At 70.6% G+C, this 20666-nt stretch carries 18 protein-coding genes; 10 read left to right on the top strand and 8 right to left on the bottom strand.

The features are described from left to right. Positions 1-18: 18 nt before the first annotated feature. The 5 genes from LBW94_RS17140 to LBW94_RS17120 are packed head-to-tail and all read left to right on the top strand — an operon-like array spanning position 19 to position 4945. Positions 19-1368, top strand: a complete 1350-nt coding sequence (locus tag LBW94_RS17140; RefSeq protein ID WP_225057627.1) for an ABC transporter substrate-binding protein — start codon at positions 19-21, stop codon at positions 1366-1368. Positions 1369-1379: 11 nt separating this feature from the next. Continuing rightward, positions 1380-2174 (top strand): tyrosine-protein phosphatase, encoded by a 795-nt coding sequence (locus LBW94_RS17135; protein ID WP_225057628.1) that lies wholly within the window; start codon positions 1380-1382, stop codon positions 2172-2174. Beyond that, complete coding sequence (locus LBW94_RS17130; protein WP_225057629.1) at positions 2171-3073, top strand: phosphodiesterase; 903 nt, start codon at positions 2171-2173, stop codon at positions 3071-3073. The genes LBW94_RS17135 and LBW94_RS17130 overlap by 4 nt, the downstream gene beginning before the upstream one ends. A 2-nt stretch (positions 3074-3075) precedes the next feature. Then, the gene (locus LBW94_RS17125) at positions 3076-4032 is read left to right on the top strand and encodes a carbohydrate ABC transporter permease (RefSeq protein ID WP_416276906.1); all 957 of its coding nucleotides are present in this window, start codon (positions 3076-3078) and stop codon (positions 4030-4032) included. Between the two features lie 16 nt (positions 4033-4048). After that, complete coding sequence (locus tag LBW94_RS17120; RefSeq protein ID WP_225057631.1) at positions 4049-4945, top strand: carbohydrate ABC transporter permease; 897 nt, start codon at positions 4049-4051, stop codon at positions 4943-4945. A gap of 4 nt (positions 4946-4949) precedes the next feature. Here LBW94_RS17120 and LBW94_RS17115 read toward each other — a convergent pair whose 3' ends face one another. The 4 genes from LBW94_RS17115 to ftsY form a co-directional block, all read right to left on the bottom strand. Continuing rightward, positions 4950-7445, bottom strand: a complete 2496-nt coding sequence (locus LBW94_RS17115) for a [protein-PII] uridylyltransferase (protein WP_416276905.1) — start codon at positions 7443-7445, stop codon at positions 4950-4952. Between the two features lie 107 nt (positions 7446-7552). Further along, complete coding sequence (locus LBW94_RS17110; RefSeq protein ID WP_225057633.1) at positions 7553-7891, bottom strand: P-II family nitrogen regulator; 339 nt, start codon at positions 7889-7891, stop codon at positions 7553-7555. 5 nt (positions 7892-7896) lie between these two features. Continuing rightward, positions 7897-9258: an ammonium transporter gene (locus LBW94_RS17105; RefSeq protein ID WP_225057691.1), complete on the bottom strand. Its 1362-nt coding sequence runs from the start codon at positions 9256-9258 to the stop codon at positions 7897-7899. 358 nt (positions 9259-9616) lie between these two features. Continuing rightward, the gene (ftsY, locus tag LBW94_RS17100) at positions 9617-11332 is read right to left on the bottom strand and encodes a signal recognition particle-docking protein FtsY (RefSeq protein WP_225057634.1); all 1716 of its coding nucleotides are present in this window, start codon (positions 11330-11332) and stop codon (positions 9617-9619) included. Positions 11333-11435: 103 nt separating this feature from the next. Here ftsY and LBW94_RS17095 point away from each other — a divergent pair, with 103 nt between their 5' ends. The 3 genes from LBW94_RS17095 to LBW94_RS17085 all read left to right on the top strand — a co-directional run bounded on the left by LBW94_RS17095 (position 11436) and on the right by LBW94_RS17085 (position 12565). Beyond that, the gene (locus LBW94_RS17095; protein WP_225057635.1) at positions 11436-11843 is read left to right on the top strand and encodes an RpiB/LacA/LacB family sugar-phosphate isomerase; all 408 of its coding nucleotides are present in this window, start codon (positions 11436-11438) and stop codon (positions 11841-11843) included. A gap of 71 nt (positions 11844-11914) precedes the next feature. Continuing rightward, positions 11915-12304, top strand: a complete 390-nt coding sequence (locus LBW94_RS17090) for a DUF2237 family protein (protein ID WP_225057636.1) — start codon at positions 11915-11917, stop codon at positions 12302-12304. 36 nt (positions 12305-12340) lie between these two features. Beyond that, complete coding sequence (locus LBW94_RS17085; protein ID WP_225057637.1) at positions 12341-12565, top strand: hypothetical protein; 225 nt, start codon at positions 12341-12343, stop codon at positions 12563-12565. Positions 12566-12718: 153 nt separating this feature from the next. On the opposite strand, the gene LBW94_RS17080 is transcribed toward LBW94_RS17085, so the two are convergent. After that, entirely contained in the window at positions 12719-13504 is a 786-nt protein-coding gene (locus LBW94_RS17080; RefSeq protein ID WP_255634216.1) for a TetR/AcrR family transcriptional regulator, read from the bottom strand. 107 nt (positions 13505-13611) lie between these two features. Here LBW94_RS17080 and LBW94_RS17075 point away from each other — a divergent pair, with 107 nt between their 5' ends. Then, complete coding sequence (locus LBW94_RS17075; protein WP_225057638.1) at positions 13612-14511, top strand: NmrA/HSCARG family protein; 900 nt, start codon at positions 13612-13614, stop codon at positions 14509-14511. A gap of 68 nt (positions 14512-14579) precedes the next feature. On the opposite strand, the gene LBW94_RS17070 is transcribed toward LBW94_RS17075, so the two are convergent. Next, positions 14580-15134 (bottom strand): TetR/AcrR family transcriptional regulator, encoded by a 555-nt coding sequence (locus LBW94_RS17070; RefSeq protein ID WP_225057639.1) that lies wholly within the window; start codon positions 15132-15134, stop codon positions 14580-14582. Positions 15135-15264: 130 nt separating this feature from the next. Here LBW94_RS17070 and LBW94_RS17065 point away from each other — a divergent pair, with 130 nt between their 5' ends. Continuing rightward, positions 15265-16212, top strand: coding sequence for an aldo/keto reductase (locus LBW94_RS17065; protein ID WP_225057640.1), 948 nt, complete (start codon positions 15265-15267; stop codon positions 16210-16212). 26 nt (positions 16213-16238) lie between these two features. Here LBW94_RS17065 and LBW94_RS17060 read toward each other — a convergent pair whose 3' ends face one another. Then, positions 16239-16649 (bottom strand): TM2 domain-containing protein, encoded by a 411-nt coding sequence (locus LBW94_RS17060; protein WP_225057641.1) that lies wholly within the window; start codon positions 16647-16649, stop codon positions 16239-16241. 158 nt (positions 16650-16807) lie between these two features. Beyond that, positions 16808-20629, bottom strand: coding sequence for an AAA family ATPase (locus LBW94_RS17055; RefSeq protein WP_225057642.1), 3822 nt, complete (start codon positions 20627-20629; stop codon positions 16808-16810). Positions 20630-20666: the final 37 nt, after the last annotated feature.

Raw genomic sequence — 20666 nt, 5'->3', positions numbered from 1 at the left:
ATATTTCAGGAGATACCCATGCGCCGATGTCTCGCCGCGCTGGCTGCGGTGGCGACCGTCGCCCTGGCCGGCTGTTCGACCGGATCCACCACCGGCAGCTCCGATCAGCAGGTGATACCGGAACTCGATCCCGCCCAGCAGGTCTCGATCACCTTCGAGTCCTACAACCTGCTCCAGGCCGGTGTCTGGACCGACACCGTCAAGGGCCTGGTCGCCGATTTCGAAGCGGCACACCCGAATATCCACGTGCACGCCCAGCCCACCCAGGGCGCCTCGGTGGTCGGCACCAACACCGCGGGCAGCGTGCAGACCCAGCTGCTGGCCGGGAATCCGCCCGACGTCGCCCAGTTGACCTTCGACAGCCTGGATTTCGCCGTCACCAAGCTCGGCGCGCAGCCGCTGGACAAACTGGTCGGCAAGGAGGCGGTGACCGAGCACTTCGGCGGCCGATACCCGTTCAGCCCGAACGCCGCCACCCTCGCCGACTGGAACGGCGGCACCTACGGCCTGCCGTACGTGTTCTCCACCCCGGTGCTGTTCTACAACGCGAGTCTGACCGCCCAGGCCGGGCTGGGTGACAACCCGGACCTGTCCACCTGGGACAAGGTGAAGGCCGCCGCCCAGGCGGTCACCGCGAAGACCGGCAAGCCCTCGCTGAGCATCGGCTGCACCCCGGGCGGCAACTGGTGCCTGCAGGGCATGATGCGCTCCAACGGCGGCCGGGTGCTGAGCGCCGACCGCACGACCATCCAGTTCGGCGAGGAACCCGCCGTCGGCACCGTCGCCATGATGCGCGATCTGTACGACTCGGGCGTGCTGGCCAATCTGGACTCCAGCAGCCAGTACGAGCAGTTCGCCCGCGGCGGATCACTCGCCTTCGAACTCCAGACCTCCGCGCTACAGGGCACGTTCATGTCCGGTGCGAAGGCCGGGAACTGGACGCTGAAGGACGCCCCGATGCCGGCCTTCACCGGAAAGCCCGCGATCCCCACCAATTCCGGCTCCGCGCTGTTCCTGTTCGCCAAGGATCCGGCCAAGCAGCGCGCCGCCTGGGAGTTCATGAAGTTCATGACCAGCCCGCACGCCTACGAGCAGATCACCACGAAGATCGGCTACCTGCCGCTGCGCCCGTCGATGACCGAGGGCGCCGGGCCGCTGGCCGCCTGGGCCGCCGGAAACCCGTTGGTGCGGCCGAATCTGGAGCAGCTGAGCCGGCTCGAACCGTGGGTCAGCTTCCCCGGCGACAGCTACACCCAGATCGACACCATCCTCGACAAGGCGACCCAGGACTCGGTCTTCTTCGGCAAGGATCCGCACGCCACCCTGGCCGACGCGCAGCGCCGCGCCCAGGACCTGGTGAACAAGTAAGGGACACGACGATGGTCACCCAACTCCCCGAACAACTCGGCGATCCGGCCCGCGGCGGCCGGATCCCTGTGGACGGCACCTACAATTTCCGCGACGTCGCCGGAATTCCGGCCGGCGACGGCCGGATCCGGCCCGGCGTGCTGTACCGCTCGGACGCGCTGCACGAGTTGACCGACGCGGGCCGGGACCTGTTGCGGCAGTTGCGCATCGGCACCGTGATCGACCTGCGCACGGTCTCCGAGCGGGACCGCGAGCCCAGCCTGCTCGACGGCCTGGACGCGGTGCGGCACCACGCACCGATCTTCGAATCCACCGCCGACGCCGTGCCGACCGGCCCGGACCTGTCGCTGACCGAGGTCTACGACTTCATCGTCGACGAGCGCGGCCCGCAACTGGCCCACGCGATCGGCCTGATCGCCGCCGCCGGGGGCCCGGCGGTGGTGCACTGCACGGCCGGTAAGGACCGCACCGGCCTGGTGATCGCGCTGACACTGGCCGCCGTCGGCGTCACCGACGCCGACATCGTCGCCGACTATGCCGTCACCGAGCGGCATCTGGGCGGCGAGTGGGCCGACCGCGCACTGGCCGGACTGGCCGCCGACTACGGCATGCCGCCGACCGACGCCACACGCGGCTTCCTGGCCGGGAGCCCGGCGGCACTGCTCACCCACAGCCTGGAGCGCATCCGCGACCGATCCGGTTCCGTGCGCGGCTATCTCACCGCCCACGGTCTCGGCGAACACGAATTCGCCGCGCTCACCGACCATCTCGTCACCACCGATCCGACCGAAGGGACCCTCCGATGACCTCCGCCTCCACCCAGTACCCGGAGCCCGAGCACTTCCTGCTGCACATCAGCGACACCCATTTCGTCGGCGGTCGCGAACTGCTGCACGGCGGCGTGGACAGCGACGCCAACCTGCGCCGGGTGTTCGACGACTTCGCCCGCTCGGGCGCCCGTCCCGAGGCGATCATCTTCACCGGCGACCTGGCCGACACCGGCGACGCCGACGCCTACGACCGGCTGCGCGCGATGGTCGAGCCGGTGGCCGCCGAGCTCGGCGCGCAGGTGATCTGGGTGATGGGCAACCACGACACCCGGCAGACCTTCCGCGTCGGCCTGCTCGACGAGCAGCCCTCCGACGATCCGATCGACCGGGTGCACTGGGTCGGCGGCCTGCGCATCATCGCGCTGGACAGCACCGTGCTCGGCCACCACTACGGTGAGATCGACGAGGCCCAGCTCACCTGGCTGGCAGCCGAATTGGCCACCCCCGCCCCCGAGGGCACCATCCTGGCGCTGCACCACCCGCCGGTGCCCAGCCCGATCGGCCTGATCGGCCTGGTGGAGCTGCGCGAGCAGAACCGGCTGGCGCAGCTCCTGGAGGGCTCCGACGTGCGCGCCATTCTCGGTGGGCACCTGCACTATTCGACGATGTCCACCTTCGCCGGCATCCCGGTGTCGGTGGCCTCGGCCACCTGCTACACCCAGGACCTCAACGTGGTGTTCCCGGCGGCCCGCGGCCAGGACGGCGGCCAGTCGTTCAACCTGGTGCACGTCTACGGCGACCGGGTGCTGCACTCGGTGGTGCCGGTCGGCGACTTCCCGACGCTCTACGAGATGCCGGCCGACCGGATCTCGGAGTTCCTGGCGCTGAGCCAGGAGGAGCAGACCGCCGCCATGGTCGCCGCGACGGCCCGGTAGTCGTGCTCGTCGCCGTGCGCGGCGCGCGGGAATCATCCGCCGCCACGGCCGCCCCGGTTCGCCGGGGCCGGCCGTGGTGGCGGCGGATCCCGTTGGCGCCCTACCTGTATGTGCTGCCCGCCCTGGCGATGCTGGTGGTCTGGGTCTACACCCCGCTGTGCGAGACGTTCCAATTGTCCTTCTACCGCTGGAATCTCATTCCCAGCCAGCCCAAGAAGCCGGTCGGGACCGCCAATTACAGTGCCGTCGTGCAACTTCCGGAGCTGCACCGGGCCCTGGTCAACACCGGCGTCTACATCGCCGCGCTGATGGTGTTCTCACTGGTGCTGCCGCTGCTGATCGCGGTGCTCTCGCAACGGGTCAGCGGCCGGGCCCGGACCTGCTACCAGGCGCTGATCTTCGTGCCGTTCCTGGTCACCCCGGTCGCCACCAGTGCGGTGTGGCGGTGGATGTTCGCCCCGGACGGCGGCACCATCACGGTGCTGGCCCAGCACTTCGGGCTGGAGCTGGGCAACGTCTTCCGCAGCACGGCGATGGCGATCTGGGCGATCGTGGCGATCTGCGGCTGGCAGATGCTCGGCTTCGGCGTGCTGGTGATGTCGGCCGGGCTGGCCGGGATCAATCCCGACTACGCGGCCGCGGCCGCCCTCGACGGGGCAAGCGCCGCACGGATATTCCGGCGCATCACCCTGCCGCTGCTGTCGCCGACGCTGGTGTTCCTGGCCCTGATGACGATCCTGCTGGGTGCGCAGTGGACCTATCCGGTGATCGACATCCTCACCCAGGGCGGCCCCAGCGACGCCACCACCAACATCTATTACCTGTTGTACGAGTTCGGATTCCGCAACTTCGACGCCGGCTCCGCCGCAGCCGCCGGGATGCTGTTCTTCCTGGCGTTCGGGATCGTCGCGCTGATCTTCGTCGAACTGTCCGAGCGACTCAGCTTCTACGACAACTGATTGCCCGGAGGACACGATGGCTCTCGTATCAACCGCGGTCGCCGTCCGGCCCGTCCGGGCGGCGGCCGCACCAGGCGTCACCGACGCCACCGCCACCGGCACCCGGACGAATCCGGTGCTGCGGATCGCCGGGCACGTGGTGCTCGCGCTCGCGGCGGTGGCGGCGATCTTCCCGATCTACTGGATGTTCGCCACCGCTTTCCGGGCCCCGGCGGATATGCTGTCGCACTCGCCGCTGCCCTGGCCGATCAGCCTGGACAACTTCCGGTACGTGTGGCACACCATCCCGATCGGCTCGATGATGCTGAACACCTTCGGCATGGCGGCGGCGCTGGCGGTATCGCAGTTGCTGCTGGCGATCTTCGCCGCCTACGGGTTCGCGATGTGGTCGTTCCCCGGCAAGCGGCTGCTGTTCATGCTGTTCGTCGGATCGTGGCTGGTGCCGTTCCAGGTGACGATGATCCCCAACTACCTGCTGGTCTCCCAGCTGGGGCTGCTCAACACGGTGGCCGGGGTGATCGTGCCCAATCTCTGCTCGGCGTTCGGCGTGATGCTGCTGCGCCAGCACTTGCAGGCGTTCCCGCGCGACCTGATCGACGCCGCGCAGATGGACGGCCGGACCAGTTGGGGCACCCTGTGGCGGGTGGTGCTGCCCAATCTGCGCCCGGCCCTGGCGGCGCTCGGCATCATGCTGTTCATCACCGCGTGGAACGAATACCTGTGGCCCGCACTGGTATTACGAAAGTCCAACGCGCTGTTGCAGATCGGCATCCGGAGCTTCCTCGGCGCGGAGGGCGACAACTGGGGCGCGGTGATGGCCGCCTCCGGCATCGCCTGCCTGCCGATCTTCCTGATCTACCTGTTCCTGCAACGGCATGTGGTGGACGCGTTCGTCCGCTCCGGCCTGAAATAGCGCCTCACCCGGCCGGATCGGGCTCCGCGACCTCCGGTTTGCGGGGCTCCGGCCGGGGGACCACCGCCAGCAGCGCCGCCTCCAGTTCGGCGCGGCGCTGCGGGCTGTCGGTATCGCCGAGGTGCAGGCAGAACGCGTCCACGACCGCGGCGCCGAGGGTGACCACCTTGGCCCAGCGGACATCCGCCCCCGCCCGGGACAGCGCGTCGGCGAGCCTGCTGAGCAGGCCGATACGGTCCTCGGCCCGCAGTTCCAGCAGCACCTCGCCGGCGGTCAGCGTGTCGGTCCAGATCACCCGGGGTTCGGCCTGGGCGTACGGGCTCGGCCGCAGCGCCGCCTCGCGTTCCTTCTTGGCCAGCACGGCGCCCACGTCCAGATCGCCGTCCAGCGCCCGGATCAGCTCCTGCCGCAGCAGCCCCGCATCCGGCGGATCGCCGAATTTCGGTGTCACCACGAAGGTGTCGATCGCGGACCGGCCGCCGGCCCCCACCGACTCGGCGCTCGCGCCGGCGATGGGCGCGCTGCCCAGCGAGGCCGACAGCACCCGCAGGGAATGCAGCGCCAGCACGCCCGCGGCCTCCGACAGCAGGCCCGGAGTGTCCGGCGCGATCACCGTGACGACATGGTTGTAGCGCCCGTCGCCGGGCCGCAGCTGCACGTGCACCCCGCCCGCGGTCGCCAGCGTGATCAGTTCCTCCGCGATCGGATCCGGCTTCGGCTGACTCTCCCCCGCCATCGCCAAGCGGCAGCGCCGGACCAGCTCACCGATCAGCGCCGACTTCCAGTCGCCCCAGACCCCGGGCCCGGTGGCCAGCGAATCGGCCTCGGCGAGGGCGTGCAGCAGGTCCAGCACCTGCGAGTCGCCGTCCAGGGCGGTGACAACCATCCGGACGGTCTCCGGATCGGCCAGGTCGCGGCGGGTCGCGGTCTCCGGCAGCAGCAGGTGGTACCGCACCACGGCGCTCAGGGTGTGCACGTCCGAGGGCCACAGCCCGAGTCGGCGGCCGATCTGGGTGGCCAGTTCGGCGCCGACCATGCTGTGATCCTCGGTGCGGCCCTTGCCGATATCGTGCAGCAGCGCGCCGAGCAGCAGCAGATCCGGACGCGACACCTGAGTGGTGAGCGCGCTGGCGTAGGCGACGGTCTCCATCAGGTGCCGGTCGACGGTCCAGGTGTGCACGGCATCGCGCGGTGGCAGGTCGCGCACCGCCCCCCACTCCGGGAACAACCGGCCCCACAGGCCCGTCCGGTCCAGCGCCTCGACCGCGTCGATGGTGCCGCGACCGGCGCCCAGCAGCACCAGCAGATCGTTGAGCGCCTCCCGCGGCCACGGCTCGCGCAGTTCGGGGGCGTCCTCGGACAACCGGTTCAGGGTGGTCGCGGACATCGGCAGCCCACTCTGCGCCGATGCCGCCGCCACCCGCAGGATCAACCCGGGATCCTTGGCCGGGCGCGCGTCCCGGGCCAGCACCACCTCTCCGGAGTGCTCGACCACCCCCTCATCGAGTGGTCGGCGCACCGGAACCCGGCGCAGACGGGCCAGACCGCGGCGCGGCAACGCGTTGCCCGCCGTGCGCAGCCCGACGTCGGTGGAGTAGTTGACGGTGCGGGCGGCGTCGCTGAGCGTGCGGGCCAGATCGAACCGGTCACCGATGCGCAGCGCGGCGCCGATCTCGTCGGCGTCCTGGGCACGGAGCTGATCGCGGGACCGTCCGGCCACCCGATGCAGTTCCGTGCGAACATCCAGCAGCCGCCGGCGCGCCTGCTTGAGCCCGCCGCCGGGCACGTCCGGGCCGAGGCCCGGCATGGCATCGGTCAGCTGCGCGATGGCCAGTGCGTCCAGCAGCTGGATGTCGCGCAGCCCGCCACGGCCGTTCTTCAGATCCGGTTCGGCGCGATGGGCGATCTCGCCGTTGCGATTCCAGCGGGCCTGGGCCTGCTGGACCAGATCCGTGAAGCGCGACCGGATACCGGTCCGCCACTCCCGGCGCACCCCGCCGATCAGCAGGTTGCTCAGTTCGGCGTCGCCGACGATGTGCCGGGCCTCGAGCAGGCCGAGTCCGGCGGTGAGATCGTCGGCGGCCACCCGCAGCGCCTGCGGCACGGTCCGAACACTGTGATCCAGTTTGATGTGGGCGTCCCACAGCGGGTACCACAGCCGGTCGGCGACCTCGGCCACCCGTTGCGGATCGACATCGTCGTGCAGCAGCACCAGATCCAGATCCGAGTACGGCAGCATCTCCTTGCGTCCGAGCCCGCCGACCGCGACCACCGCCAGACCGCTGTCGCGGGCGATACCGAGTTCGCCGCCCTTGGTGGTCAGCCAGAGGTCGTACAGATCGACCAGCGCCTGGCGCAGCGATTCCGCGTCCAGACGAGGACGGCGGGTGTCCCCGCCGTCCAGCAGTTGATTCCGCGCCCGCACCAGATCCGTTGCGCCGCCCGACAATTCGTCCTGCGTTCGCTGGTTGCCCACTACCGTACCCACCGCCCGTCTCACACGAGCGGCCCCGCCCCTACCGGTCTCACCGGGTGGAGCGGGGCCGCCGCTGGATTCGAATATCTGCTCCCGGATTCCGCCGCCGGCGCGCCGGAATCCGGTCGGCCTTACAGAGCGTCGGCGCCGCGTTCGCCGGTACGGACCCGGATCACCGCGTCCACCGGGGTGATCCAGACCTTGCCGTCACCGATCTTGCCGGTGCGGGCGGCCTCGGTGATCACCTCGACGACCTTCTCCACCTGAGTGTCGTCGACGACGACCTCCACGCGGACCTTGGGAACGAAGTCCACCGAGTACTCCGCACCGCGGTAGACCTCCGTGTGGCCCTTCTGACGGCCGTAGCCCTGGACCTCACTGACGGTCATGCCCAGCACGCCGGCCTGCTCCAGCCCGGACTTGACGTCCTCGAGCGTGAACGGTTTGACGATCGCAGTAACAAGTTTCATTTTCGTCATGCCTCCTTGACGGCGTCCTTGACGACGGCGGTGCGTGCCGTGCCACCCACAGCAGCGAAATCGTATGCCGATTCAGCATGCTCCGATTCGTCCAAGCCCACCGACTCTTCTTCGTCGTTGGCACGGATTCCCACCGTGAACTTCACGATGAAGGCGATGATGAGCGACGCGATGAAGGAGTAGGCCAGCACCGCACCCGCACCGACCGCCTGCTTGCCCAGCTGCGAGAAACCGCCGCCGTAGAACAGGCCCTTGGCACCGGACAGCGCACCCGACGCACCCGACTCGGGAGCGAGGAACAGGCCGATCATCAGGGTGCCGACGACACCGCCGACGAGGTGGACGCCGACCACGTCGAGCGAATCGTCGAAGCCCAGCTTGAACTTCAGGCCCACGGCCAGCGCGCAGAGGATGCCCGCGACCACGCCGATCACCAAGGCGCCCAGGATGTTCACCGAGGAGCACGACGGGGTGATGGCGACCAGGCCCGCGACGATGCCGGAAGCGGCACCGAGGGTGGTGGGCTTGCCGTCGCGGATCTTCTCCACCAGCAGCCAGCCCAGCATCGCCGAGCAGGTGGCGAAGGTCGTGGTGAGGAAGGTCGAACCGGCCAGGCCGTTGGAGCTCACCGCGGAACCGGCGTTGAAGCCGAACCAGCCGAACCACAGCAGACCGGCGCCGAGCATGACGAACGGAATGTTGTGCGGCCGAGCCGGAGTCGTCGGCCAGCCCTTGCGCTTGCCGAGCACCAGGGCCAGGGCCAGGCCCGCGGCGCCGGCGTTGATGTGGACCGCGGTACCACCGGCGAAGTCGATGGCCTGCAACTTGTTGGCGATCCAGCCACCCGCGTGCACCAGGTTGCCCGAGGAGTCGGAGACGTTGAAGTCGAACACCCAGTGCGCGACCGGGAAGTACACCACGATCGCCCAGATCGTGGCGAACACCAGCCAGCCCCGGAACTTCAGGCGGTCGGCCACCGCGCCCGAGATCAGGGCCACGGTGATGATCGCGAACATCAGCTGGAAGGCCACGAAGACCGTCATCGGGATCGTGCCCGCCAGCGGGATGTCGGTCTCCGGGACGGCCGCCGTACCGGCCGCGGCGGGCACGGCCTTCACGCTGTTACCGCCGATGAGACCCTTCAGGCCGAAGAACTGGCCCGGGTCGCCGATCACTCCGAACTTGTTGTTGCCGAACGCTTCGGAATAGCCGAAGAGCGCCCAGAGCACGCCCACGATACCCATCGCACTGATGCTCATCATGATCATGTTCAGTACGTTCTTCGAGCGGACCATGCCGCCGTAGAAGAACGCCAGACCGGGCGTCATCAGCAAGACGAGCGCAGAGCTCGCCAGCATCCATGCGGTGTCGCCGGTATCCGGCAGACCGGTCAGGGGATACGCCACTTGTTCCTCCTCATCTCGGGCCCGGCCAAAGTTCACGGCAACGAGCCTGCACGCCAAGAAGGTTGCTCATACGGTGTTTCGTCTGTGCCGCCGACGAGTTTCACCTGCGTGAACGGATCTGCGGGTGGTGTTGCATCTGTGTTTCGAAACCCGCACAGCACTTCCGGTTCACCGCTGTGAATCATCGGCGGTGAGCGTGCGAAAACGGTTGCGACCTGCGCATCCGATATCGCGTTGTGATCGGTTACAGAACGGTTGTCCGATATTTGTCCGGACAACCCGGCACACCGCCGAACCCGACCGGCCGGGCTCAGCCGAGCAACGCGTCGACGAACGCGCCGGGCTCGAACGGGGCGAGATCGTCGGCGCCCTCGCCGAGGCCGACGAGCTTCACCGGCACGCCCAGTTCGTGCTGCACCTGGAACACGATGCCGCCCTTGGCCGTACCGTCCAGTTTGGTCAGCACCACACCGGTGATGTCGACCACCTCGGCGAACACCCGGGCCTGGGTGAGCCCGTTCTGGCCCACGGTGGCGTCCAGGACCAGCAGCACCTCGTCGACGGCGGCCTTCTTCTCGACCACCCGCTTCACCTTGCCGAGCTCGTCCATCAGACCGGTCTTGGTGTGCAGCCGACCGGCGGTGTCGACCAGCACCGCGTCGACGCCTTGCGCGATACCGGCGGTGACCGCGTCGAAGGCGACCGAGGCCGGATCGGCGCCCTCGCGACCCCGCACGGTCTCCGCGCCGACTCGTTCGCCCCAGGTTTGCAGCTGATCGGCAGCGGCGGCACGGAAGGTGTCGGCGGCGCCCAGCAGCACCCGGCGCCCGTCGGCCACCAGGACTCGCGCGAGCTTGCCGGTGGTGGTGGTCTTCCCGGTGCCGTTGACGCCGACCACCAGCAGGATCGACGGGTGATCGGCGTGCGGCAGCGCCTTGATGGAGCGATCCAGTTCGGGGCGCAGCGCCCCGACCAGCACCTCGCGCAACACCGCCCGAGCCTGGTCGGCGCTGCGGACACTGCGGGTAGCCATCTGTTCGCGAAGCTTGTCCACGATGGTCGCGGTAACGGCCGCGCCCAGATCCGCCATCACCAGCGTGTCCTCGATATCCTCCCAGGAATCCTCGTCCAGATCACCGCCGCCGAGCAGACCGAGCAGACTCTTGCCGACCGCGTTCTGGGACCTGGACAGCCGCCCGCGCAGCCGATCCAGGCGGCCCTCGGTGGGTTCGATCTCCTCCAGCGGCGCGGCCGGGGTGGTCGGGACCGCGGCAGGGGCGGGAGCGGTCGTGGCAGCCACCGCCGCGGCCACCTGATCGGCCGCGGCAGCCGCGGCCTCCTCGGCGGTCGCGAGGTCCGCGGCTTCGGTACCGGATGTGGCGGAGTCGGCGACTCCGGTGGATTCGGCGGCCCCGGCAGTTCCGGCGGCCGCAGTCCCGGCGACTCCGGTGGACTCGGCGGTACCGGCGATCGCAGTGGACTCGGTGGATTCGGACTCGGCAGTCCCATTCACCCCGATAGTCCCAGCCTCAGCGCCGGTCTCGGTACCCGCACCGGAACCAGCAGCCTCAGCCGTCCCATCGGTCTCGGTAGCTGCCCGCGCCTGCTCCGCACCCGCGACCGCGGCCAGCGCTGCCGCCTCCTGGGCGACCGCAGCCGGTTCCGGCGTCTGCACGCTCGCCGCCTCGACGGCCTCCTCCCGGCCCGGCTCGGGCAACCGGACGTCGGTGATCGAGCGGCGGGTGGAATCGCGCGGCACGGCGGCGTCGTCGCCGATGTGCGGCTGCCCCTCGTCGTCGGTGCGCTCGCCCGGCACGGCGACCGCTTCCGGCTTCGCACCGCCCCGCGCGAAACTGAATCCGCCGGCCGCCGTATAGCCACCCGACCGATCGGTCACCTCACGGGTCGGAGCGGCCGGCGTCAAGGTCACCCGGCGACGCTTATACCGGACGAATCCGGCGACGACGAGCGCCACCACCAGGACGGCGGCGATTGCGGCGATCAGAATCCAGGCTTGCGCAGTCACAGCGCCCATCCTGTCAGAACACCGGCCGGTACTCGCGCGGGCCGCCGCCGGAAATGCCTGATCGTCCACCGCCGCCGGGCCCGATCCCGTTACTCTGGTGCCCGTGCGGATCGCCTTCGGCACCGACGAGTGCACCCAGCTCACCGACCACCTGAAGACCCGGCTGACCGAACACGGCCACGAACTGATCGTGGTCGGCGAGGGCATCGCCTGGCCCGACGCGGGCCGCGGCGTCGGCGAGGCCGTCGCCACCGGGCGCGCCGATCTCGGCGTCGTGTGCTGCTGGACGGGCACCGGCGTGTCGATCGCCGCCAACAAGGTTCCCGGCGTCCGCGCGGCGCTGTGCACCGATCGCGCCACCGCCGAGGGCGCCCGCAAATGGAACGACGCCAACGTCCTCGCGCTCGGCCTGCGGCTCACCTCCCCCACGGTGGCCGACGAGATGCTGGACGCGTTCCTCGCCACCGAACCGGACGAATCGGAGGCCGCGAACTACCGCAAGCTGGGCTGACCCGATTTTCGATCACACCATGGTCGAGAAGGCTCGGCGAATCCGACACCAAGACAATAGGATCGGCTTTCGTGACCGATCGTAATGTGCTTGGGGGACCGCTGGAGGAGTGTGGCACCGATCCTCTCACCGGCTTCTATCGGGACGGATGCTGCAGCACGGGCCCGGAAGACCTCGGTAGCCACACCGTGTGCACCGTCGTGACGGCCGAATTCCTGGAGCATCAGAAGTCGATCGGCAACGATCTGGTCACTCCACGACCCGACAACAACTTCCCCGGCCTGCAACCGGGCGACCGCTGGTGCGTGGTGGCGGTGCGCTGGCTGCACGCCCACGAGGACGGCGTCGCCGCTCCCGTGGTGCTGGCCGCGACACACGAGAACGCGCTGGAGGTCATCCCGATGGAGACGCTGCGCAAGTACGCGGTCGACGTGCCCGACGACGTCAGCGACCTGCTCTAGCGGCAGCCGCCCGCCCGGGCGCGTACGGTCGATCCGGTGAGCTGGTGGCGCCGATCCCGCACCCACCCGGAGGGCCGGCCACACGGCGCCGACGTCCTCGAGATATTCGGCCCGTCCCGCAAACACGTTCACGAACGCAAGGAGTGGGTGGCCGTCGCGAAGGCCGACGACCGCATCTCCGGCGACGAACCGGTGGTCGACCTGACCACCGGCGTGGCGACGATGCCGGCGCGCCCTGCCCCGGCACCGCCGGACAGCTGAATCGGCCGCAGCCGTCGGCCCCGGCCGACGCGCCCGCTGCTCGACCCCGGCGGCGGCCGCCGGTTCCCGAGTACCGGGACCGAGCATGCCGAGCACCGGCCCAGCGGACGACGATCGAGATATCGGCCACCACAGCCCGACGACCGCGCCTCGTCAGAATTCCGCGTGCGCCGGCGGCTGGGCGGCGCGGGCCGACCGGCGGCGGTGGCCCTTCTGGCGGCAGGCCGGTGAGCAGAACCGGGCGGGGCGGCCGGTGCCGCGACGGCGGAGGGCCGCACCGCATTCCGAGCAGTGGGCGGTGTCTGTTTCGTTACGCGTTTCGTCACGAAGAACAGCGTCGGAGGCGGGTTTCGTGACCGGCCCGCCGGCGCGCGGACGCAGCGCGTCGAGGGCAATCCGGGTGGGCCGCAGCAACTCCGGGCCCGCTCCCGAAACCCGCTGGATCGCAGCGCATCCGGTGAAGATGCCGAGCAGGTCGGTGAGGGTGAGGTCCGGCCGCACCGCCCCGTGGCGCTGGGCCGCCACCAGCAATTCCCGCAGGGCGCGGTGGAATCGCTCGCCGGCACCGTGCATCAGCGCGCGGGGCCAGCCGTCGTCCGTGGTCATCACGTCGCAGACCGCCTGATTGCGCGGCCCGGAAACGACCGTGTACACGCAGAATTCGAAGAACGCCGCGCCCACGTCAGGCGCGGACAGGCAGGCTGTCGCCCGGTCGGTCATCCGCTCGATGCGTTGCTGCATCACGGCTTCCAGCAGGTCGGCCTTCGTCGGGAAGTGGCGGTAGACGGTGCCCGCGCCGACTCCGGCACGGCGGGCGATCTCGGCCAGCGACACCGACACGCCCTGGTCGGCGAAGGCGCTCTGCGCGGCGGCCAGCACCAGCGCTCGGTTCCGGCGGGCGTCCGCCCGGGCGGCGAGCCCGGCTGTGGCGGAACTCATTTCGTTACGCACCCCTCCCGGTCGACCTGGTGAATCGGGTGTGAGCGCCCGTATCGTCCGGGATACGGGTTGCTCGACCCGGATTCTATCGAACAGACGAGGTGCACATGTCCCATCAGAACGAACTCGTCCTGGTCACCGGCGCCACGGGCCACCAGGGCGGCGCCACCGCCCGGCAGTTGCTGGCGGCGGGCCGCCCGGTGCGGGCCCTGGTCCGCGACCCGAATGCGGCTGCGGCGCAGGCCCTGGCCGAACTCGGCGCCGAACTCGCCGTGGGCGACTTCGACCGGCCGGAGACGCTGACGGCCGCCGTCGCGGGCGCCGGCGGCGTCTTCCTCGTTCCACCGGCCGCCTTCGGTCCCGGCGGCTGGGATGTGGACCTGGAGGCGAACCGGGGCGTGGCGCTCGTCGACGCCGCCCGGTCCGCGGGCGTCGAGCAGATCGTCTTCACCGGCGTCGCCTCCTTCGGCAACGAGGTCAGCTTCGCCAACCACGGCAAGCATCGGATCGAGGAGGCCGCGCGGGCGAGCGGGTTGCGCTACACCCTGTTGCGTCCGGTGCGCTTCATGGAGAACTTCCTCGGCCTGGCCGCGCTGCCCCTGGACGGCTTCCACGGCGGCGTCAACCGCCACATCTTCCGCACCGACCGACCGGTCCAGATGATCGCCGTCGACGATATCGGCGCCATCGCCGCGCTCGCCTTCGCCGACCCGGACCGCTTCCACGGCCTCGCCCTCGACCTGGCCGGCGACGCGCACACCCCACCGGAATCCGCCGAGATCATCGGCCGGGCCGTCGGCCACCCCCTGCGCTACCAGCGCCTCACCGAGGCGGAAGCCGACGCCCTGACCGCCTCGGTCGGCGACACCTGGCGACTCGCCGAAGCCGGGCACGGCTGGGAGGCCGACATCGCAGCGGTCCGGGCCATCCTCCCCGGCCTCCAGAATCTCGAGACCTGGCTCACCACCACGGGTGCGGCCCAGCTGAAAGCTGTCCTGGCAGTCTGATCGGCCCCGGCCGAAATGCCACCGCCGGAGCGGGCGGGCTTCGGCCCGTCCCGGCGGCGCCCGGGGATTCAGGAGCGCGGCGCGAGCCCGTCCAACAGCAGTTGCCGCATGCGCCCGGCCTGTTCGAGCTGATCGGGACCGCAGGCGAGATGGATGCCGACCAGGCTCGCGACCACATCCTCCGCATGCGCGTCGGCACGTAGTGTCCCGTCGGCGGCGCCGGCGTCGAGCAGGACCCGGACCGCCTCGGACAGGCGCTGCCGCGTCTGGGAGGAGGTCACCGCCCCGGAATCGATGAGCGCACGCAGCGCGTCGGCCATATCGCGCTTGGTGGCCATGTAGTCGGCGAAGCGGTCCGTCCAGGCGCGCAGCGCGGCATCGGCGGGTCCGGCGGCCGCCAGTTCCGCGGCGCCGGCGCAGAGCCGGTCCACCTCGGCCCGGTAGACGGCCTCGACGAGCGCCTCCCGGGTCGGGAAGTGGCGGTAGAGGGTGCCGATGCCGACGCCGGCGGCCCGTGCGATCGCCTCCAGCGGCACCTTCCCGGATTCCGTGGTGAGCAGTTCCCGCGCGGTCTCCAGCAGGAGTTCGCGGTTGCGCCGGGCGTCGGCGCGACCCGCCGTCACGGCAGCACCCTGTCGAATGTCACGGCACAATCCCCTCGAGCAAGCGGAGGGTCCTCCGTTTCTGTTAGGCTGACATCATCCGGAGGACCCTCCGGTTCTTCTGTTCCACTATGCCATTCGAGAGGCCGCCATGACATCCGACACCAGCCCGGTGGGCGCCGCCACCGGCAGTTCCGCAGCGCGGCCGCACCGCCCCGGCGGCACCGCGCTGCTCGGCGACCGGCCGGTCGCCCGCCTCGGATTCGGCGCGATGCAGTTGGTACGCAGGCGAGTTCCGCCGGTCGACCCGGAGGTCGCGGTCGCGGTGCTCCGGCGCGCGAGCGAACGCGGCGTGAACCACATCGATACCGCCCAGTTCTACGGCGCCGGCGCCTGCAACCGGCTCATCCACACCGCGCTGGCCCCCTACGACGCGGATCTGGTGGTGGTCACCAAGGTGGGCGCCGCCGACGACGGCGGTCCGCTGGTCGCCGCGCAACGACCCGAACAGCTGCGCGCCCAGATCCACGCGAATCTGACCGAACTGCGGATGGACCGGCTGCCGGTGGTGAACCTGCGGCGCACGGACATCCCCCCGGGCATCATCGCGACCGGCGACCAGGTGGTCGCCCTCGACGACCAGCTCGCCGAGCTGATCGCCCTGCGCGACGAGGGCCTGATCGGCGGCATCGGCCTGAGCAACGTCGCGGCCGACACGCTGCGCGCGGCGCTCCCCGCCGGAATCGTGTGTGTGCAGAACGTGTTCAACGTCACCAACCGCAGCACCGAATCGGCGCTCGAGGTGTGCAGGGCGCACGGCATCGCCTGGGTGCCGTACTTCCCCCTGGGCTCCGCCGCGTTACCCGGCCACACCCCGATCGCCGACAACCCGGTCGTCCAGGCCGTTGCCGCACGCCTGCACACCACTTCCGCGAGCATCGGTCTGGCCTGGCTGCTCGCCCACTACCAGAACACTCTGCTCATCCCCGGCACCGCGGATCCCGCCCATCTCGACGACAATCTGGGCGCCGGCGATCTCGTCCTCGATCCGGAGACCCGCGCGGCACTCGATGCGCTGGACGCACCCACCCGGGACTGATCCGATTCGGGGACCGGCACTTCCGGCTAGCTCTCCTGCAACGGACGGCCCTGCGGGTCGCGCACCTTGCCGGTCAGCATCATGATGCCGTCGATCAGTGGCCAGAGGGCGCCGACGCCGCAGGTCAGCCAGGTGACCGCGATCTGGGCGATGCCGATGCCGGTGTAGCCCAGGTAGAACCGGCCGATGCCGAAGCTGCCCAGGAAGATCTCCAGCAGGCCCGCGACCAGCTTCGACTTGTCCGAATAGGGCTCACCCTGCGCGTTGCGCCCGAACGGCGCCTCCGGATCGCCGCCGGGCCGGCCGTAGACCGGCGGCTGACCGTAGGCGGGGGGCTGACCGTAAGCGGGGGGCGGGGGCGGGACCGGGGGAACCGGGCCGCCGGACGGGCCTGCCTGCGGTCCGTATCCCGGCTCCTGCTGATAAGGGTCGGTCACGTGCTCTCTCTCCTGATTCGCCGAGGCCCTTCGACCCCGGAGTCGAAAATCGCACTGCGAAAGATAGGAGCACGCGATTGCGAACATGTTGGAAACCCGTTGGAGCCGGTCGATACCGGTCCGCCGGTTCCACCTGCCCGGCCCGGCGTCGGGCAGGGCTATGCGGTCGTGGGCGCCAGACTGTCGCCGCGCAGGTTGTTGTCCCCCCGCAGATTGTCATTGCGCAGGCGCTGCGAGATGACCTGGGTGATCCCGTCGCCGCGCATGCTGACGCCGTAGAGCGCGTCCGCGACCTCCATGGTCGGCTTCTGGTGGGTGATGACGATCAGCTGCGACTTCTCCCGCAGCTGCTCGAACAGCCCGATCAGGCGGCGCAGGTTGGTGTCGTCGAGGGCGGCCTCCACCTCGTCCATCACGTAGAACGGGGAGGGGCGGGCCCGGAAGATCGCCACCAGCAGGGCCACCGCGGTCAGCGACTTCTCACCGCCGGACAGCAGCGACAGCCGCTTCACCTTCTTGCCCGGCGGGCGGGCCTCCACCTCGACGCCGGTGGTGAGCATGTCGGAGGGGTCGGTGAGCAGCAGCCGGCCCTCGCCGCCGGGGAACAGTTTGCCGAAGACCCCGACGAATTCGCGGGACACGTCCTCGTACGCCTCCGAAAAGACCTGAAGGATACGGGCATCCACATCGGACACCACGTCCAGCAGATCCTGCCGGGCCTTCTTCACATCCTCGAGCTGGGTGGCCAGGAAGTTGTAGCGCTCCTCCAGGGCCGCGAACTCCTCCAGCGCGAGGGGATTCACCTTGCCCAGGGTGGCGAGGTCCTTCTCCGCGCGCTTGACCCGGCGCTCCTCGGTGGCCCGGTCGTAGGGCATCGGCTGCGGCGGGCTGACCGCCTCGCCGCGCTCCTTGGCCTGCTCGTACTCCTGCACCTCCAGCGCCGACGGCGGCATCGGCACGTCGGGGCCGTACTCGCCGATCAGGTCGTCGAGCGCGATACCGAACTGGTCGGCGATGGTCTGCTCCAACTGCTCGATGCGCAGCGCGGATTGGGCGCGGGCCACCTCGTCGCGGTGCACGGTGTCGGTGAGCTGGGCCAGCTGGGTGGCGAGCGCGCGGCTGCGCTCCTTGATGCGATCGACGGCGGCGGCGCATTCGGTGCGACGCCGGACCAGATCGTCGCGGCGGGCGGCGGCCGCGCCGACCACCGTTTCCAGTTCCGCCGCAACACGTTCGGCGCCGTCGGCGACCGCGGTGGCCACCTCGGCGGCGCGGCGGCGGGCGGACTGGGCGCGTTCGGCGCGGGCCCGGGTCTCCCGTTCGGCGCGGGCGGCGCGGCGCAGTGAATCCGCTTTGCCCCGAACGGATTCCGCGCGTTCCTCGGCGGTGCGGACGGTCAGCCGGGCCTCCACCTCCAGGGCGCGGGCCTCGGCCAGCGCGGCGGCGGCGTCCTCGCGCTGCTGCCCGGCGGTCTCGGTACCGGCGTCGGCGTGCGAATCCAGTTCGGACTGTTCGGATTCCGCGTGCCGCAGCCGGTCCTCCAGTTCGGCCAGCCGGGTCAGGTTCTCGTCGCGGGCGGTCTCGGCGTCGTCGCGCTGGGCCACCAGCCGCTCGCTGTCGGACCGCGCCACCCGGGCGGCCTCGCCGAGCCGGCCCAGCCGGTCGTAGGTCGCGACCATCGACTGATCGGATTCGTGCAACGCCAGCAGCGCCTGGTCGGCGGAGTCCTTGCGGTCGCGCTGCTCGTCCAGCGCCCCCGACAGCGCGGCCTCCAACTCCTCGGCCTGCCGCTGCCAGGACTCCAGTTCGGCACGCGCCGTGTCGATCTCGGCCTGCACCTCCAGCTGGCTCGGGGCCCGGTCGGAGCCGCCGACCAACCAGCCGGACCCGGCCAGATCGCCGTCGCGGGTCACCACCCGCAGCCCGGGATCGACGGCGAGCACCGCGGCCACCACGGTGAGATCGTCGGCCACCACGGTCTCGGCCCCGAGCGTCGCGATCGCCCCCCACAGTTCGGCGGGGCAGTCGACCACCTCGACCAGCCACCGCGCCCCGGCGGGCAGCGCGAGCTCCGGTGACCCCACCCGGCCACCGGCGGTGGCGGACACCGGCGCGCCGAACGGCGCGACCGAAAGATTCGTTCCCGCACCGGAACCGAGCGCGCCGGTATCGGCCGAGCCGATATGACCGGCCCCTGCCGAGTCCGCGCCACCGGCCTCGGCCCGCGCGGCGTGAACGATCCCGGCATCGGCCGCGCGCGACCGCGCCGCGGCACCCGCGTAGACCACGCCCGCCCGGCCGCTGTCGGCGGCCTTCATCGCCGCGACCGCCTCGTGCGCGACCCGGTGACCGTCGGCGGTGACGGCATCGGCGAGCGGCCCCAGCGCCGCGGCGACGGCGGCCTGATAGCCGGGGTGCACCCGCAACTGTTCGGACAGGCGGCCACGCAATCCGCCGCTGTGCTGTTCCAGCAGCCAGGCGCCGCCGTCCTTGCGGGCCAGCCCCATGGTCAGGGCCTCGATCCGGGCCGACAGCGAGGCGACCTTCTTCCCCGCCTCGCGATCGCGCTCGCGCAGTTCGGTGACCCGTTCCTCTGCCTGCGCCAGGGCCGCGGCGGCATGTTCGTAGGCGGCGTCGAGACTCTCCTCGCCCGCCTCCAGCTCGCCGAGTTCGGTTTGGGCGGATTCGAATTCGGCCTCGGCGGCGGCGCCGCGCTGCCGCGCGTCGGCCAGGGTGCCGGAGAGCCGGCCGATCTCGGCGTCCGCGGACTGCGCGCGGCTGCGCAGCATCTCCACCTGGCCGGTCAGCCGGGCCAGGCCCTCGCGGCGATCGGCGATGGCGCGCACGGCCGCCAGATGGGCCTGCTCGGCCGCCTTGGCGGCCTGTTCCCGCTCGTACAGCTGTTCCCGGGCGGCCTCCAGGGTCGCGGTGGCGACCTCGACGGCGGCCAGCAGTTCGGCCTCCTCGGCCTCCACCCGCTCGGCCTCGGCCTCCAGCTGTTCCGGATCGCGGCCGCCGCCGGTGGGTGCGGCGATGGCCAGGTTGCGGGCCCGGTCGCGGGCGATACGAATGGTGGCGTTGACCCGCTCCACCAGCGCCGACAGCTGGAACCAGGTCTGCGCGGCGGCGTCGGCGGCGGGATTGAGCCGGGACAGCTCGAATTCCTGCTGTGCGAGGGCGGCGTTGGCGGCATCCAGTTCGGCCTGCACGGTGATGTGCTGCTCGCGGGCGAACGCCTCCTTGCTCTGCTGGCTCTCCAGATCGCGGCGGCGCGACACCAGATCGTCGGCGGCCAGGCGCAATCGCGCGTCGCGCAGGTCGGACTGCACGGTGGCGGCGCGGCGCGCCACCTCGGCCTGCCGGCCCAGCGGCTTGAGCTGGCGGCGCAGCTCGGTGGTGAGGTCGGTGAGGCGGGCCAGATTGGACTGCATCGCCTCCAGCTTGCGGACCGCCTTCTCCTTGCGGCGGCGGTGCTTGAGCACGCCCGCGGCCTCCTCGATGAAGGCGCGCCGATCCTCCGGCCGGGACTCCAGGATCGCCGACAACTGCCCCTGCCCGACGATGACGTGCATCTCCCGGCCGATGCCGGAGTCCGACAGCAGTTCCTGCACGTCCATCAGGCGGCAGGTGTTGCCGTTGATCTCGTATTCGCCGGCGCCGTCGCGGAACATCCGCCGGGTGATCGACACCTCGGAGTAGTCGATCGGCAGCGCGCCGTCGGAGTTGTCGATGGTGAGCGTCACCTCGGCGCGGCCCAGCGGCGCGCGGCCCGCGGTGCCCGCGAAGATGACGTCCTGCATCTTGCCGCCGCGCAGGGCCTTCGCGCCCTGTTCACCCATCACCCAGGTGAGCGCGTCGACGACGTTCGACTTGCCCGAACCGTTGGGACCGACCACACAGGTGATGCCCGGCTCGAAACGGAGCGTCGTCGCGGACGCGAAGGATTTGAATCCCTTCAGCGTCAGACTCTTCAGATGCACAGCTGGCCAATCTACCCGCGTGCGCGGGCGATTGCCG

Source organism: Nocardia sp. alder85J (assembly GCF_020176955.2).
Taxonomy (GTDB): Bacteria; Actinomycetota; Actinomycetes; order Mycobacteriales; family Mycobacteriaceae; genus Nocardia.
This window is presented reverse-complemented; position numbering and strand designations above follow the sequence as displayed.